13 protein-coding genes are annotated in these 16813 nt (G+C 68.3%); 11 read left to right on the top strand and 2 right to left on the bottom strand.

The features are described from left to right. The first annotated feature begins 197 nt into the window (after positions 1-197). Together B141_RS0115855 and fumC are read left to right on the top strand one after the other, a co-directional pair. Complete coding sequence (locus tag B141_RS0115855) at positions 198-1934, top strand: NAD-dependent malic enzyme (protein ID WP_020576157.1); 1737 nt, start codon at positions 198-200, stop codon at positions 1932-1934. A 2-nt stretch (positions 1935-1936) separates the two neighbouring features. Further along, positions 1937-3409: a class II fumarate hydratase gene (gene fumC, locus B141_RS0115850; RefSeq protein ID WP_020576156.1), complete on the top strand. Its 1473-nt coding sequence runs from the start codon at positions 1937-1939 to the stop codon at positions 3407-3409. 33 nt (positions 3410-3442) lie between these two features. Here fumC and B141_RS0115845 read toward each other — a convergent pair whose 3' ends face one another. Further along, positions 3443-4813 (bottom strand): cystathionine beta-synthase, encoded by a 1371-nt coding sequence (locus B141_RS0115845; protein WP_020576155.1) that lies wholly within the window; start codon positions 4811-4813, stop codon positions 3443-3445. A 218-nt stretch (positions 4814-5031) separates the two neighbouring features. Here B141_RS0115845 and B141_RS0115840 point away from each other — a divergent pair, with 218 nt between their 5' ends. The 9 genes from B141_RS0115840 (at position 5032) to B141_RS0115795 (ending at position 15582) form a co-directional block, all read left to right on the top strand. Further along, positions 5032-6042, top strand: a complete 1011-nt coding sequence (locus B141_RS0115840) for an SGNH/GDSL hydrolase family protein (RefSeq protein ID WP_020576154.1) — start codon at positions 5032-5034, stop codon at positions 6040-6042. A 151-nt stretch (positions 6043-6193) separates the two neighbouring features. Beyond that, a complete protein-coding gene (locus B141_RS0115835; protein ID WP_202805794.1) occupies positions 6194-6652 on the top strand; it encodes a nitroreductase family deazaflavin-dependent oxidoreductase in 459 nt (152 codons plus the stop codon). A 1267-nt stretch (positions 6653-7919) separates the two neighbouring features. Further along, entirely contained in the window at positions 7920-9686 is a 1767-nt protein-coding gene (locus B141_RS0115825) for an ABC transporter transmembrane domain-containing protein (RefSeq protein ID WP_051114091.1), read from the top strand. Continuing rightward, entirely contained in the window at positions 9683-11464 is a 1782-nt protein-coding gene (locus tag B141_RS0115820) for an ABC transporter ATP-binding protein (protein ID WP_020576150.1), read from the top strand. Before B141_RS0115825 ends, B141_RS0115820 begins: the two co-directional genes overlap by 4 nt. Positions 11465-11719: 255 nt before the next feature. Beyond that, on the top strand, positions 11720-12799 hold the full coding sequence (locus B141_RS0115815; protein WP_040421421.1) for a radical SAM protein: 1080 nt from the start codon (positions 11720-11722) through the stop codon (positions 12797-12799). 213 nt (positions 12800-13012) lie between these two features. Next, positions 13013-14236, top strand: a complete 1224-nt coding sequence (locus tag B141_RS0115810) for an acetyl-CoA C-acetyltransferase (RefSeq protein ID WP_020576148.1) — start codon at positions 13013-13015, stop codon at positions 14234-14236. A gap of 32 nt (positions 14237-14268) precedes the next feature. Then, a complete protein-coding gene (locus tag B141_RS0115805; protein ID WP_020576147.1) occupies positions 14269-14745 on the top strand; it encodes a PPOX class F420-dependent oxidoreductase in 477 nt (158 codons plus the stop codon). A 148-nt stretch (positions 14746-14893) separates the two neighbouring features. Further along, on the top strand, positions 14894-15124 hold the full coding sequence (locus B141_RS0115800) for a DUF4287 domain-containing protein (RefSeq protein WP_020576146.1): 231 nt from the start codon (positions 14894-14896) through the stop codon (positions 15122-15124). A 47-nt stretch (positions 15125-15171) separates the two neighbouring features. Then, positions 15172-15582, top strand: coding sequence for a PPOX class F420-dependent oxidoreductase (locus B141_RS0115795; RefSeq protein ID WP_020576145.1), 411 nt, complete (start codon positions 15172-15174; stop codon positions 15580-15582). 154 nt (positions 15583-15736) lie between these two features. On the opposite strand, the gene B141_RS0115790 is transcribed toward B141_RS0115795, so the two are convergent. Further along, a complete protein-coding gene (locus B141_RS0115790; RefSeq protein WP_020576144.1) occupies positions 15737-16546 on the bottom strand; it encodes a Bax inhibitor-1/YccA family protein in 810 nt (269 codons plus the stop codon). Between the last annotated feature and the right edge of the window lie 267 nt (positions 16547-16813).

Here is a 16813-nt window from a genome sequence, read left to right as displayed (position 1 = left end):
TGGCTCGAGTCGGATCGCGATGCTGACCGGTGATCACGCGCGAAGCAAGGGAACTCGATGCGTTGGGACCTTCGACCCGTTCCGCACCTGCGCTTCTCCCTCTCCCTTCGTACGGCGCGGAAGCTAGTAAGGAGGCGTCAGGGCGGCTCGTCGTGGAAGTTCTCCAGAGCTCTCGTTGCGTTTGCGAGGAGGTCATCATGTCCGGCGAAAGCACCGGTAAGCAGCCGATCGGTGAAGAGCGGGGTTTTCGCGAAACACCGGAAGGCGATTACGTCACGTCGGCCCGAGGCCTGGACGTTCTGCGTACTCCCCTGCTCAACAAGGGAACGGCCTTCACTCAGGAAGAACGCACGGAGCTGCGACTCGACGGGCTGTTGCCGCCCGCGGTGCTGACGATCGAGGAGCAGAAGCAGAGGACCTATGCGCAATACCGAGCGCAGCCGACCGACCTGCTCAAGAATGTTTACCTTACGGCCCTTCACGACCGTAATGAGGTGTTGTTTTATCGCCTGCTGGGTGACCATCTTCGGGAAATGCTCCCGATCGTGTACGACCCGACCGTCGGTGAAGCCATCAGGCGGTACAGCCATCAGTACCGCCGGCCGCGGGGTGTCTTCCTTTCGATCGATGAAGCGGACCGTGTCAGGCAGGCGTTCGAGAATTTCGGGTTGGGCGCGGACGACGTCGACCTGATTGTCGCCTCCGATGCCGAGGAGATTCTCGGCATCGGCGACTGGGGTGTCGGCGGCGGCATCGACATCGCGGTCGGCAAACTGGCCGTCTACACCGCGGCGGCGGGAGTCGATCCCGCGCGGGTCATTCCCGTCGCGCTGGACGTCGGCACCGACAACGACGAACTCCTCAATGATCCCGGCTACCTCGGCAACCGGCACCCACGAGTGCGCGGCCAACGCTACGACGACTTCATCGAGACCTACGTCTCAACTGCCGCCGCGATGTTCCCGAACGCGGTGTTGCACTGGGAGGATTTCGGGCCGGGAAACGGCCGGCGCATCCTCGAGAGGTACTCCGACCGGGTCTGCACGTTCAACGACGACATGCAGGGCACCGGAGCGATCGTGCTCGCGGCCGCACTGAGCGCCACCCGGGTCTCCGGAACGCCGTTGCATGAGCAGCGGATCGTCATCTTCGGCGCCGGCACGGCGGGCATCGGGATCGCGGACCAGCTACGGGACGCGATGGTCCGCGACGGCGCTGACCGGGAGGCCGCAACCCGCCAGGTGTGGGCGGTCGACCGGCCGGGCCTGCTCACCGACGCCATGTCCGACCTGCGCGACTTCCAGGTGCCGTACGCGCGACCGGCCTCTGAGGTCAGCGGCTGGCGCGGCGGGCCAGGCGGGATCGGGCTCCGCGAGGTGATCGCCCAGGTCAAGCCGACGATGCTGGTGGGTACGTCCACCGTGCACGGCGCGTTCACCGAAGAGATCGTCCGCGAGCTGGCCAGCCATGTCGACCGTCCGATCATCTTCCCGCTGTCGAACCCGACGGAGCGGATCGAGGCGATGCCCACCGACCTCATCCACTGGACGGACGGACGGGCGCTGGTCGCCACCGGCATCCCAGTGCACCCGATCACCTACCACGGTGTCACCTACGCCATCGGCCAAGCGAACAACGCCCTGCTCTATCCCGGACTCGGGCTGGGGACCATCGTTTCGCGAGCGCGGCTGATCAGTGACGGGATGTTCGCGGCTGCCGCCGAGGCCGTCGCCAGCCTGGTAGACGTACGCACGCCCGGTGCGTCGCTGCTTCCCCAGGTGGACAGTCTGCGGGACGTCTCCGCCACCGTTGCCGCCGCTGTCGCCGACCGCGCGGAGAAGGAAGGGCTCGCCAGAACCCACCTGGTGGACACGGACCGGCAGGTTCGCAACGCGATGTGGCAGCCGATCTACCGCCGCGTCAGGGCAGCCTGAGAATGGCGGGCGAACGAACGACCCCGCGGATTCTCGACCTGCCGATCGGGCTGGACGCGACGGGCACGCGTACCGAAACCGACTCCCTCGGCGAGGTCGAGGTCCCGGCCGACCATTACTGGGGCGCTCAAACCCAGCGCTCGCTGACCCACTTCAACATCGGCGACGACCGGATGCCCAAGCCGGTCTACCACGCGTACGGCTATGTCAAGAAGGCAGCGGCGATCGTGAATGCCCGCGCGGGCCGGCTCGCACGCTGGAAGGCCGACCTGATCACCCGGGTCGCCGACGACGTGATCGCGGGGAACCTCGACTCAGAATTCCCCTTGTACGTGTGGCAGACCGGGTCGGGTACCCAGTCGAACATGAACGTCAACGAGGTGATCTCCAACCGGGCGATCCAACTCGCCGGCGGCCGGCTCGGTAGCAAAGACCCCGTGCACCCGAACGACGACGTCAACCTGGGCCAGTCATCCAACGACACGTTCCCGACGGCCATGCACATCGCGGCGGTGCGGTCGATCGACACCCAACTGCTTCCGTCCCTGAAGCGGCTGCGCGACGCGGCCGCGGCCAAGAGCGAGGAATGGGCGCATGTCGTAAAGGTCGGCCGCACCCATCTGGAAGACGCCACACCGCTCACGGTCGGCCAGGAATGGTCGGGATACGTCGCGCAACTCGACGGCGCCATCGAATTCCTCGAGGTCGCTTTCAGCGGGTTGTACCAACTCGCGATCGGGGGTACGGCGGTGGGCACCGGATTGAACGCACCGCCCAGGTTCGGAGACGAGGTGGCCGCCCAGATCGCCAAGCTGACCGGCTACCCGTTCGTCAGCGCGCCCAACAAGTTCGCCGCCCAGGGCGCGCTCGACCCGTTGGTTCGAACCTCGGCGGCGCTGCGTACCCTCGCCACCTCGTTGTTCAAGTTCGCCAACGACCTGCGGTGGCTCGGCTCCGGTCCCCGCACCGGCCTGCACGAACTCACCCTGCCGTCCAATGAGCCCGGCTCCTCGATCATGCCGGGCAAAGTCAATCCAACCCAGGCCGAGGCAATGCTGATGGTCTGCATCCAGGTCATCGGAAATGACACGGCCGTCACCATGGCCGGCGCCGAAGGAAACTTCGAGCTCAATGCGTTTCGCCCGGTCATCATCAACAATGTGCTGCACTCGGTCCGCCTCCTGTCGGACATGTGTGACCACTTCCGCGAATTCCTCGTCGAGGGCGCCGAAGTCGACGAAGAACAGCTGACGGCGAATATCGACCGCTCGATCATGATGGTCACCGCATTGAGTCCGGTCATCGGCTACGATCGGGCCGCGAAAATTGCCCACCTCGCACTCGACGAAAACCTCACCCTCAAAGCCGCCGCGCGGAGGTCAGGGGTCAGCGAGGAGCTTTACGACAGGGTTGTCGTTCCCGAACAACTAACCCACCCCGGAACAGCGGACGGGAAGAGCCAGCGACCTGGATGACCGAGAGCCAAGAGCCACCGCAGCGCCGACCGTTCAGACGCTGCCGGCGAGGTACTCCAGCAGGTCCTGGCGGGTTAACACACCGACCGGCTTGCCGTCATCGAGGACGAGCAGTGCGTCCTCGGACTCGAGGAGCCGGACCGCGGCCGCGACGGGTTCGCCGGCGCCCAGCGAGGGCAACGGCGGCGACATGTGCTGCTCCACCCGATCGGCGAGCCGCGCCCGCCCGGAGAACAACGCCTCCAGCAGGGTCCGCTCATGGACTGACCCGGCCACTTCCGCCGCCATCACCGGGGGTTCGGCGCGTACGACCGGCATCTGCGAGACGGCGTACTCCCGCAGGATGTCGATCGCCTCGGCGATCGTCTCGTTGGGGTGGGTGTGAACCAGAGACGGGATGGCGCCGGTCTTGCGACGCAGGATCTCGCCGACGGTCTCGCTGCTTTCCGAACGAAGGAAGCCGTAGTGGGTGAGCCAGTCGTCGTCGAAGACCTTCGAGAGGTAGCCGCGGCCACCGTCGGGCAGGAGGACGACCACGACCGCGTCAGGACCAGCCTCGCGCGCGACCCGCACCGCCGCGACCACCGCCATCCCCGACGAACCCCCAACCAGCAGCGCCTCCTCGCGCGCCAGCCGGCGGGTCATCGCGAACGACTCGTGGTCTGACACCGCGACCACCCGGTCGCAGACGTCAGTGTCGTACGTCGTCGGCCAGAAGTCCTCGCCCACGCCTTCGACGAGGTAGGGGCGCCCGGTGCCGCCGGAGTAGACCGATCCCTCCGGGTCCGCGCCGATGATCTGGACCCGGCCGCCGGAGACCTCCTTGAGGTAGCGGCCCGTCCCGCTGATCGTGCCTCCGGTGCCGATGCCCGCCACGAAGTGGGTGATGCGCCCCTCGGTCTGTGCCCAGATCTCGGGCCCGGTCTGCTCGTAGTGCGACAAGGGGTTGTTGACGTTGGAGTACTGGTCGGGCTTCCAGGCCCCCTGGATCTCCTTCACCAACCGGTCGGAAACGGAGTAATAGGAGTCAGGATGCTCAGGGGGTACGGCGGTGGGGCAGACCACCACCTCCGCGCCGTACGCCTTGAGGACGTTGCGCTTGTCCTCACTCACCTTGTCGGGGCACACGAAGACGCAGTGGTACCCCTTGGACTGCGCGACGATCGCCAGGCCCACACCGGTGTTGCCGCTCGTCGGCTCCACGATGGTGCCGCCCGGCCGCAGGGCCCCCTCGCGCTCGGCCGCCTCGACCATGCGCAGCGCGATGCGGTCCTTGACGCTGCCGCCGGGGTTGAAGTACTCGACCTTCGCGAGCACCAGACCCTGGACACCTTCGGCGGTTCGGGCCAAACGGACCAACGGGGTGTTGCCCACCAAGGACAGCAACGACTCGTGATACTCCACGCATGCACTCTAGGTCCTACCAGCCCGTCGCAGCCCGGACGCCTGCGCCTGAGATCGCCCGTGTCGGCGGTGCACCAACCCAGACGAGTCCGCGAACGATGGAATCCTGCCGCTGTCCTGGCGCGTTGACCCCCATTGAGGATGGAACGGAGGTCCCCCGGGTAACCGGGTTCGCCTGATCTCCGACCTGGTGAATAGGGGCATCGAAGGAGGTCCTGGTGGGCAAGGCTAGAGCCGCACGCAAACTGGCGGCCGCCGCAGCCTTCGGAGGCGGCGGCGCCGGGCTGTTGGGCGGCACATTGGTTGCCATCCTCATGGCTGAGGCAGTTCTGGCAAAACGCGCCATCGGTGAACCCGTGAACGATCCGCCCCACGCGGACGGGATCTACGGGGAAGGGCCGGGCAATCCGATCGAGTTCGTCGTACTCGGCGACTCGACCGCGTGCGGCCTCGGAGTCGCGACCGCCGACGAGACTCCCGGCGCCATGCTGGCGACCGGCCTGGCGGCGCTGTCTGGGCGATCGGTGCGGCTGACCGTGGTGGCTGTGTCCGGCGCCGAGACCCAGCACCTCGACGGCCAGGTCGACCGGGCGCTCGCCGTCGAGCCCGACCTCGCGCTCATCATCATCGGCGCCAACGACGTCACCCACCGCACCCTGCCGTCCGAGTCGGTCCGCCTGCTCGTCCAGGGTGTACGCCGCCTCCGCGACGCCGACTGCCAGGTCGTCGTCGGGACCTGCCCGGATCTGGGTACGGTCGAGCCGCTCGCGTTCCCGCTCCGCCAGCTTGCCCGCACCTGGAGCCAGCGCCTCGCCGCGGCCCAGACGATCGCGGCGGTCGAGGCTGGTGCGCGTACCGTCTCGCTGGGATCGCTGCTCGGCCCGGAGTTCGCCGCCGCACCGCGGGAGCTCTTCGGACCCGACCGCTTCCACCCGTCGGCGACGGGATACGCCAGCGCGGCCGTGGCCTTGCTGCCCTCCCTCGCCGCGGCACTCGGCTACTGGCCCGATGACGAGGATCTCGACGTCCCACTCGGAGACGGCGAGATCCTGCCGATCTCTTTCGCCGCGGTACGCGCCGCCAAGAACTCCGGCACCGAGGTGGCCGCGACCGACGTGGCCGGCCGCGACCGCGGACCGCGCGGGCGCTGGGCACAGCTCCGCAAGCGCGATCAGCAGAACGTCCCGCCGATCGACCGGCAGCTCCCGACCGAACACGAGACCGCCTGACCCCGCTCCCGTTCCGGGTCAGTCGACAGCGTGTTGCCTCCAAGCACGGTGGGATGAATCCCGCGCCAGCCGCTGTTGTCGTTCGACAGCAACGACCCGACATCGCAGCAGAACCTCTGAGGACGCGCGTTTACCGGCGCGAAGGAAGGTCATGGCAATGGCTTCGCACGACAACCAGTCGGCGGCTCCGACCGACAGTCCGACGGCCTGGGTGGCCGAGCACACCAAGCAGTACCTCGAGTCCGGCGGTCAGGAAGGCCACATCTGGGTCAACGACACGCCCACTCTCCTGCTCACGACGGTTGGCCGGCGGAGCGGCCAGCGCCGGCGTACGCCACTCATCTACGGGCGCGACGGTGACGCGTACCTGATCGTCCCGTCCAACGGCGGCTCAGACACCCCGCCGCTGTGGTACCTGAACCTCGAGGCCGACCCTGAGGCGGAGGTCCAGGTGGGAGGCGACGTCTTCAAGGTCCGGGCACGTGACGCCGGGCCTGAGGAGAAGCCGCGCCTGTGGGCGACCATGGCGCAGATCTGGCCGGACTACGACAACTACCAGACCCGGACCGAACGCTCCATCGCCGTGGTGATTCTCGAACCCACCAGCTGAGCCCGACCTTCGAACTCCACGGGCGGCTCCGACACCGACGCCCCATCCAGCCAACCGCGGATGGGGCGTCGCGCTGCCCGGCTCCGCGGAACTGCCTGAGTGAAAAGCCCCCGGCCGCCAATGAGGATGCCTCGAAATTCGTGGACGCTGCGCAAAGCGGATACCGGCCAGGCATGTACCCGCCAGGGTGTACACAACGTGAGATCGGCGGTCGACGTGGGACCCGGCGACCAGGTGGCGACAATGTGGAGGCCCAAAATCAAGGTTTCGCACCGCGACACCTTCAGGCCTGCCCACGATTTAAGCAGGCCTATTCAAAACCGCCGTGCCGCCGAAGTTGATCAACGGTCCCGAATTCCGGCACCCACGCGGGGAGTTCCCGACCTGTGGACCGTTGATCAACTTTGCCAAGCGGGGCAGCCATGGCTCGATGTCTCAGCCGCCGGATGGGTGAGGTGTACGCCATTCGAGACGGGCGGAGGCCATCTGAGATTGTGAAGACTTTGGGGTTCTTACACCCCAAAGTCTTCACGCTCTTGTCGAGGCGGCGTCGGACAGGCTGCTGGATCTGGGCACGGGAGTAGGGCCCGCCCACCAAGGTTGCGATGACTTGGCGGAGGAGTGTCGGCATAGAAGCCGAGACATCTCCGCCAAGTCGGCTCCCGCTACCTTCACGATGCCGCGACCTGTCCGACGCCGGGGGTTTTGAATAAGGCTCAAGACCAGGCGGGCGTTGTCTCACATTGCGTACGCCTTCTGTGGTGCGAGGAAGGGCATTTCCCTACCAGGCAAAGCGAATTTGCCTAGCGAGGTGGGAACTTGGCGCGCGAGGTCCATCAAAGGGTGTACAAAATGCGGGAGGCTTGAGTTGAAGACCTGGATTCTCACTATCTGATACAACCGGGTGTACACCATTCGAGACAGCGCCACCTCACGCGGCATTTCCCCGCGAAGCACGCGCAATTCGCCATGCATGGTGACCGCGTGGCGCAAAGAGAACCCGAACTGGCCTCACCTCCAGCACCTCAGCAAGATGGTGAAAACTCAAGGGGGTCTCCCCAAAATCTTCTCAGCCTGGTGAACCCACCAGCAGCCTGGCGATGGTCGGCTTTGTCTCACGGACCGACGTCTTGCGACTGGACTCCGCCTCCTAACGCCCGCCCGCGGGAATGCCAGGGCCCCGCAGGCCGCGACGTCCCCATCCGCGCGACCTCTAAACTTCAACGGCCAGGCGCACACCCCGCATCCCGGAAGGCGGGTCCACGGTTTGCCCGACGCCCCCGACGCCCCCGACACCCCTGACGCCCGTGGACCGGCCCGCTATCTGTGGTGGCTGGTCACGAGCCAGCCTCGGCGGGTGCTGCTCGGCGCGCTGTGGGGCACCCTGTGGCAGGTCGGGCTGACGGTCCCGCCGTACCTCCTCGCCCGCGCCATCGACGACGGTCTACGGGCCCAGGATCTGCCGGCACTCACCATCTGGACGCTGGCGATCCTCGCCGTTGGCCTGCTCAACGCCATCCTCGGACTCCTCCGGCACCGCACGATGACGTTCGTCCGGCTGGACGCGTCGTACCGCACGGTCCGAGCGGTCCTCCGCCAGGCGGTACGCCTGGGTGCGGCACTCCCGCGCACGGTGTCGGCCGGTGAGGTCGTAAGCGTCACCGCATCCGACATCCTGCGGATCAGCCAGACCCTCACGATGACCGGACCGGGTGTGGGAGGCCTCGTCGCGTACGCCGTGGTGGCGGCCCTGCTGGTGCCCGTTTCGCCGCTGCTGGCGGGCGTGGTGCTCCTTGGCGTACCCCTGCTGGCGGTGCTGCTCAGGCCGTTGTTCCGCCGGCTCGGGTACGCCGAGACGGAGTACCGCGAGCAGCAGGGCGCCCTCACGGCTCGGGTCGGCGACATCGTGGCCGGACTGCGGGTGCTCTGCGGGGTCGGCGGCAAGGAGATGTTCGCCGAGCGCTACCGGAACGCTTCGCGGTCAGTGCGGTTCGTCGGCTACCACGTCGGATCGGTCAACAGCTGGATCCAGGCGTTGGGGATCGGGCTGCCCGCGCTGTTCCTCGCCGCGGTGACCTGGCTCGCCGCGCGGCTGGCCGCGGAGGGGGCCATCACGGTCGGCGATCTGGTCGCCGTGTACGGCTACGTCGCGGTCCTCGTGATCCCGGTGTCGGCCATCATCGAGGGCGCCGGCGATCTGAGTCGCGGGCTGGTCGCGGCCCGCCGGGTGGTGCGCATCCTCAACCTCCGTCCGGACGTGGGGGACGCCGGCGACAGCGGCGGCGTGCCGGGTCCGGACACTCCGGCCGATCTGCGCGATCCCGCCTCCGGCCTGGTGGTGCCGGCCGGGCGGATGACCGCGATCGCCGCGGGGCGACCTGCCGAGGCGGCCGCGATCGTGGACCGGCTCGGCCGCTATGCCGACTCCGACGCCAGCTGGGGCGAGGTGCCGCTCCGCGCGATGCCGCTGGCGGAGGTACGCCGGCGCATCCTGGTCGCCGACAACGACGCCCACCTCTTCGCCGGCCCGCTCCGGGAGGCGATCGCGACGTACGAAGACCACCATGACGCCGCGATCGCCGCGGCCCTCCACACTGCGGCAGCCGACGACGTCGTGGCCGGCCTGTCCGACGGGCTGGCCGCCCGCATCGACTCGCAGGCCCGCAACCTCTCCGGTGGGCAGCGCCAACGCCTGCGTCTCGCCCGTGCCCTGCTCGCGGACCCCGACATTCTCCTCCTGGTAGAGCCGACCTCGGCGGTCGACGCCCACACCGAGGCGCTCATCGCCGGCCGGGTCCACGCCGCCCGGGAGGGGCGTACGACCGTGGTGGTCAGCACCTCGCCATTGCTGCTGGACCAGGCCGATCAGGTGGTCTACGTGGAGGACGGTCAGGTGGTCGGGACGGGTACGCACGCGGAGTTGGTGGGTACGCAGGCCGGATATCGGGCGCTCGTCCTCCGCGGTGACGCGGACGAAGACGACGAACCAGCACCCGCGACGCGGGCGCTGCCAGCGGGAACGGATGCTCGATGAGCGGATCGGTCGTGGACGACCCCGGGCGCCTCCCCGTCGCCGACCCGAAGGCGGTCCGCCGCGCCACGTGGACGCTGGTCCGGGCCGACACCCGCGCTCTCACCGGCGTACTCATCCTGACCTGCCTCGCCGCGGCGGCCGGACTCGCCGGCCCCTGGCTCCTCGGGCGGATCGTGAACCAAGTCCAGTCCGGCGGCGGCGTCACCACCATCGACGTCCTCGCCCTCGCCATCGTGGGCTTCGCGGTGGCCCAACTCCTGCTGACGCGGTTCGCGAGGTACGCCGCGCACCGCGCCGGCGAGCGCGCACTGGCCCGGATGCGCGAGAAGTTCGTGGACCACACCCTGGCACTGCCGACTCCCGTCGTCGAACGCGCGGGTACCGGTGACCTGATGACCCGCGGCTCGAGCGACGTGGCCACGGTCGGGGGCACTCTCCGCGACGCCGGACCCGACGTGTTCCTCGCCGCCGTCCAGGTGGCGTTCATCCTCGGCGCCTGCTTCGTGCTCAGCCCTCTGCTGGGGTTGTGCGGACTCCTCGCGGCTCCCGCCCTGTGGGCTGTCGCCCGGTGGTACCTCCGGCGCGCCCGGACCGCCTACCTCGCCGAAGGTCACGCGACCTCCGAGCTGGCCGAAACCCTCGCGGCGACCGTCGAAGGTGCCCGGACTGTGGAGGCGCTCCGCCTCGGCGAGCGCAGGATCGACGCGGGTGAGGCGCGGATAGCCACGGCGTACGCCACCCGGGTCCGCACGCTCTTTCTCCGCAGCGTGCTGTTTCCCGTCGCCGACTTCGCGCACGCCCTGCCCGTGGCGTTGATGCTGCTCATCGGTGGCGCGCTCTACAGCCAGGATGTGGTGAGCCTGGGTGCGGTGATCGCGGCCAGCCTGTACATGTGGCAGCTGGTGGATCCACTTGACCGGGTGCTGTTCTGGATGGAGCCCCTCCAGCGTGGCGGCGCGTCCTTCGCCCGGATCACGGGGGTCGGCCAGCTGCCACCGGCGCCGAGCGGGCGCGGTGCGCTGCCGGCCGACGACCGTATCGAGGTCGCCGGCGTCCGTTACGCCTACACCGGTGAGAACGACGTCCTCAACAGCGTCGACCTGGTGGTCCGGCCAGGTGAGCGGCTGGCGATCGTGGGCCCGTCAGGCGCGGGCAAGTCGACCCTCGGGCGGCTGCTCGCGGGGGTGGACGCGCCGCGAACCGGCCGCATCACTGTCGGAGGCGTGCCGATCACCGACCTGCCGGCCGAGGAGCTACGCCAGCGGGTGCTGCTCGTCACCCAGGAACACCACGTGTTCCTCGGCACCCTGCGGGACAACCTGGCGATCGCCGCGCCAGCCGCCGATGACGAAACGCTGCTCCGCGCTCTCGCGGCCGTCGGCGCGCACTGGGTCGCCGACCTGCCCGCCGGGCTCGACACCCAACTCGGCCCCGGCCACCGCCAGCTCGATGCGCCGCAGTCCCAGCAGGTGGCTCTCGCCCGGGTGGTGGTGGCCGATCCCCACACGGTGATCCTCGACGAGGCCACCGCCGCGCTGGCCCCGGACACGGCGCGCCAGGCCGAACGCTCGATGGCGGCGGTGCTTCACGGGCGTACCGTCATCGGCATCGCGCATCGCCTCCACACCGCCCACGATGCCGACCGCATCGCGGTCGTCGAAGGCGGCCGGATCACCGAACTCGGCAGCCACCATGAGCTCCTCGCCGCCGATGGCGCGTACGCGGCGCTGTGGCGGTCATGGCACGGAACGCCGTCGCTGCCCGCTCCACCGGCCTGACGTTGGTTGCGTTCACGTCCCACGGACAAAATGCGGTTGACCTGCCGGCGGCGGTGACACCACAATGGCCGGCATGTGATTACCCGACCGGCCTCGTTGACCGGTCTCGCCGCACGTCCGGATGCCGGCGTTCCTCGTCTTGAGGATGGCTCGCCGCCCGGATCCGCGCGCAACTCTCCTGTCAGCTGGGCTCTCCTCGACTTCTGTCCGTTCGCCTTCCTCTGCGTTGGGAGCCCGTCCCTTGTGTATGTTCACGTGTTTCCGAATCCGCCGCCCCGGACTCGGTACGCCGCCCTGCAAGAGTTCCTTGCCACCGCGGGACATCCCGCGTACCGCCTGAGACAGATCCTCCGCGCCGTTCACGAGCGCGGGAGTACGGAGTTCGCGGACCTGAGCGAACTCCCAAAGCCCTTACGCGAAGCGCTCCTTGAGGAGTTCGGTCCGTCCGTTTTGGCGCTACGGCCGATCGCCAGCGAGCACGGCGAACAGGTCGAGAAGGTCCTGTTCGAAAGTCGCCAGGGTGCCCGCATCGAAACCGTCTTCGCGCGCTACCGCACCGGTTGGACCTCGCTCTGCATCTCGACCCAGGTCGGTTGCGGGCTTGGATGTACGTTCTGCGCGACCGGAGCCGTGGGACTCCTCCGCAACCTCACCGCCGACGAGATCTGCGACCAGGTCCTCTATTTCCGGGGACCGCGACAAGAAGAGGTTGACAGCATCGCCTTCATGGGAATGGGGGAGGCGCTCGCCAATCCCCACACGTTCCCAGCACTGGAAATGCTCACCCACAAAGAGCTACACGGGCTCAGCCCGCGCCGGATCACGGTGTCAACGGTAGGTTTCGCGCCCGGAATGCGTCGCCTGGTTGACGAACACCCGCAAGTCAACGTCACCTTGTCAGTGCATTCGCCGTACGACGAGGAACGCCGGTCGCTCATCCCTCTCCAGCAACGTTTCCCGCTGGCGGACTGCCTGGAGATCCTCGACACCCATGTCGCGCGGGCCCGCCGCAAGGTCTACCTCGCCTACCTCCTGATCGACGAGCTCAACGACACCGAGGACCACGCGCGGGCACTCGCCGAGCTCGTCACCCAACTCCGCCGGCCCGGGTTGTTCCACGTCAGCGTGATCCCGTACAACGACGCGGTCGGTGTGAACCCCGCCTACCGGCGACCGCCACCAGCGCGGGTTCGCTCGTTCATCGCCGCCCTGCGCTCGTCCGGCGTCCATGCGACCCGGCGCCAGCAGTTCGGCGGCAACGTGGACGCGGCATGTGGCCAGCTCCACGCGCGCTACCTCTCGACCGCACCCTCGCCGCAGGCGGCGCCGCCGTAGAACCACCGGACGAGCCGGGTCCGGCACCCGGCCCGGCTCGTCCCGGCGGCCCGACTCGTGTGGTGGGCCAGGTCCTGTGGCCCGGGTCGTACGTCCTGTCCCGGATTGCGTGCGTCCTCCGGAACCAAGCATGGTCGTCCGGCTGGTTCGCTACCGTTGCGGCCGCCCGCGTACTAGCCTCGAGATTACTTACGGGTAACCGAAGGAGGGGTCATGTCCGAGGCAGTCATCGTCGCCGCCGCGCGGACGCCGATCGGCCGCGCTGTGAAGGGTTCCCTCAAGGATGCCCGCCCCGACGACCTCGCGGCGTTCGCCGTGGACGCGGCCCTCGCCAAGGTGCCACAACTCGACCGGTCCGAGATCGACGACCTCTACCTCGGCTGCGCCGAGCCGCGCGACGAACATGGCGGCAACATGGCCCGCCGGGTCGCCGTCCAACTCGGTCTCGACACGGTGCCCGCCGTCACCGTCAACCGGTTCTGCGCTTCGAGCGTCCAGACCGCACGGATGGCGTTCCACGCGATCAAGGCCGGCGAGGGCGACGTCTTCGTCTCCGCCGGTGTCGAGTGCGTCTCCCGGTACGCCGGCTTCAGCAGCGCGGGCGTCGATCCCGTCGACACGCACAACCCGTTGTTCGCCGAGGCCGAGGCGCGCACGACGAAGTACGCCGCGAGCAACGAGACCTGGCACGATCCTCGCGAGGATGGTCTGCTCCCCGACATCTACATCGCCATGGGACAGACCGCCGAGAACGTCGCGACCGCGAGAGGCGTGAGCCGCGCGATCCAGGACGAGTTCGGCGTACGTTCACAGAATCTCGCCGAGCAGGCCAGCAGGGCGGGCTTCTTCGCCCGGGAGATCGCACCGTATCCACTCCCCGACGGGCGGGTGGTCGAGGACGACGACGGCCCGAGGTTCGGCACCACGCTGGAGAAGGTCGCGTCGCTCGAGCCGGTCTTTCGGTCAACCGGCACCATCACGGCCGGAAACTGCTGTCCCCTCAACGACGGCGCGGCGGCGGTCGTCATCATGAGCGCCGAGCGGGCCAGGCAACTCCAGATCACGCCCCTCGCCCGGATCGTCGCGACGGCGGCCTCCGCGCTGTCGCCGGAGATCATGGGCCTCGGGCCGGTCGAAGCCAGCCGGCGCGCCCTCGCCCGGGCCGGCATGACCATCGCCGACGTGGACCTGGTGGAGATCAACGAGGCGTTCGCGGCCCAGGTCATCCCCTCCGCGGAGGATCTCGGCATTCCCTGGGACAAGCTCAACGTGCATGGCGGCGCCATCGCGCTCGGGCACCCCTTCGGGATGACCGGCGCCCGGATCATGACGACGCTGATCAACGGACTCGCCTGGCAGGACAAGCAGATCGGCCTGGAGACCATGTGCGTCGGCGGCGGTCAGGGCATGGCCATCCTCCTCGAACGCCTGTCCTGAGGCGTACGACGCGCGCCGTAGGGTGGAGGACCATGAGTCCATCGATCGCCACCGCCCGCACTCCGACCCGCACCGAACTCCTCGACTTCCTGCGTACCCGCCACAACGCCCTTCTCGCGACCACCCGCCGCAACGGCCGGCCGCAGCTGTCACCCGTCACCTGCGGTCTCAACAGCGATGGCCGGATCGTCATCTCCACCTACCCAGACCGGGCCAAGGCGGTGAACGCCCGCCGTGACCCACGCGTGAGCGTCTGCGTCATGTCGGAGGGCTGGAGCGATCCCTACGTCCAGGTTGACGGCATCGCCCGCGTGCTCGACCTGCCCGAGGCGCTGGAGCCTCTGGTGGAGTACTTCCGCTGCATCAGCGGCGAACACCCCGACTGGGACGAATACCGCGCGGCCATGAAACGCCAGGGTAAAAGCCTGATCGAGATCGAGATCGAAAGCTGGGGTCCCATCGCCACGGGCGGCTTCCCGGCCCGAGTGGTCGAGTCCACCGGATCGTGATCGTCAACGTACACAAGCGATCTCGCCGATGGACGGAGATTTTCCGCCCGATTCGCCCCGGTAGGGAATGGGGGGTTGTCTCCAGGGCGAACGTCAGGCAGGCTCGGTGACATGACCCGACTCTGACCCCGCACTCCGGGAGGCTGTCATGGCTCTGCACCACTCCGAAGAGACCCATCAGAATCTCGTCGCCCGCCTGTCCCACGCGACTGGCCGCGATCTCCCAGAGTGGCTCAGAGCTCTCGAAGACGGCCCTGCCTTCCTCAGGTTCGAGGATCGGGTCAAGTGGCTTCGCGCCGAGTACGGCATCGCCCACGGGCACGCCACTGCCATCGTGCACGAGCACGACCTCCAGCGGGCGCAGCGTTACTTCGGCTGAGTTCGTCCGCCCAGCCGGCATCTTCGAGCGGGAGTACGACCGCGCACATGAATCCTGACGAGGCGCGGGCTTTCCTGCGCGACCATCACCACGCCGTGTTGAGCACCTTCCGCGGCGACGGGCTACCGCAGCTCTCGCCCGTCACCGTCGGCGTCGACGCGGAAGGGTTCGCGACGATCAGTACGCGCGAACCCGCCTACAAGGTCCGTAACCTCCGCCGGGACCCCCGAGCGAGTCTCTGCGTCTTCACCGACAGGTTCTACGGCCCATGGGTCCAGGTCGAGGGAGAGGCCAGCATCCTCTCCCTCCCCGACGCGATGGAGCCGCTCGTCGACTACTACCGCGGGATCGCGGGCGAGCACCCGGACTGGGACGACTACCGCGCCGCGATGAGGCGGGAACGCCGGTGTCTCCTCCGGATCCGCATCGACCGGGCAGGTCCGTCCGTAAGCGGCTGACTGGGTCGGGGGCACCCTTGTCCAATAGAGCCGTACCAGGGTGCCCCCGACCCAATCGCTCACATACGACGCGGCGGGTCCCCGACCAAAGATCGGGGACCCGCCGCGTCGTGGAGAAGGCGTCCGCCTCAGGGCCGGCGCGCCTTCAGGAGCATCAGTCTCCGCCGCGCAGGATCGCGATGATCCGCAGAATTTCGATGTAGAGCCAGACGAGCGTCACGGTGAGCCCGAACGCCGCGAACCACGCGTCCTTGCTCGGAGCTCCCTGCGCGATGCCCTGCTCGACGTAGTCGAAGTCGAGCAGGAGGTTGAAGCAGGCGAGGGCGACACCGATCACCGCGAAGAGCAGGCCCATGGCACCGAACCCGCTGGTGCCGAGGGGCATACCGAACATACCCAGCACCAGGTTGGCCAGCACGATGAGGAAGAAGCCCATCGTGGCGGCCACGACGAACCGCTGGAACTTCGGCGTGACCCTGATGACGCGGAACTTGTAGACCGCGAGCATGCCCGCCGACGCGCACAGCGTGCCGAGCACGGCCTGCGCGACGATGCCGGAGTCTCCGGCGTACGCCGACAGCACCTTGCTCGCCAACCCGACAAACACGCCCTCGACGGCGGCGTACGACAGGATCACCACCGGGTTGGTGATGTGCTTGAGCCCAATGACGAAGCCGAGCCCGAGCCCGACCAGCGCGGCACCGAGCAGAAGGCCGAAGTGGGACGGCTGAAGGGGGCCCGCCAGCTGCCACGTCGCGGCGGCCACCACGATGAGGGTGCCGAGCGTCATGGCGGTCCGGGCCACCACGTCGTCGATCGTCATCCGGTCACGACGGGGCCCGTCGTACGCCGGCGCGTTGTACATCTCCTGGAGTTGTTCACTGTTCATGGTCGACGCCGCCGCGGCGTACCCGGTCGACTGGAACGCGTCGCGGCGCCGGAACACCGGGTTCTTGCTCTGCATGCTCTGTCCTCCTCCGCCGAGGCGGATCCGATGGCGTGCGGGGCAGTGGGGTGGCCCTACGGGCGAAGCCCGCGGGACCGGGACCCACAATGGCGGTGGGGGTGGGCCCTACGGGCGAAGCCCGTGGGGGCCGGAACCCACACAGTGACGGCAATGGTAATGAATCGGCAAAGCCGGTGTCGTCACTTCGGAGACGTTTCACCCGGGTCGTGGGTTCCCGGGGAAGTTACTACCGCTCGTCGGTCAGGTCCAGAAGGCGACGGATGC

Source organism: Actinopolymorpha alba DSM 45243 (assembly GCF_000373925.1).
Classification (GTDB): Bacteria; Actinomycetota; Actinomycetes; order Propionibacteriales; family Actinopolymorphaceae; genus Actinopolymorpha; species Actinopolymorpha alba.
Note: the sequence above shows the minus strand (reverse complement) of the source record. Positions and strands in the feature narration are given on the sequence as shown.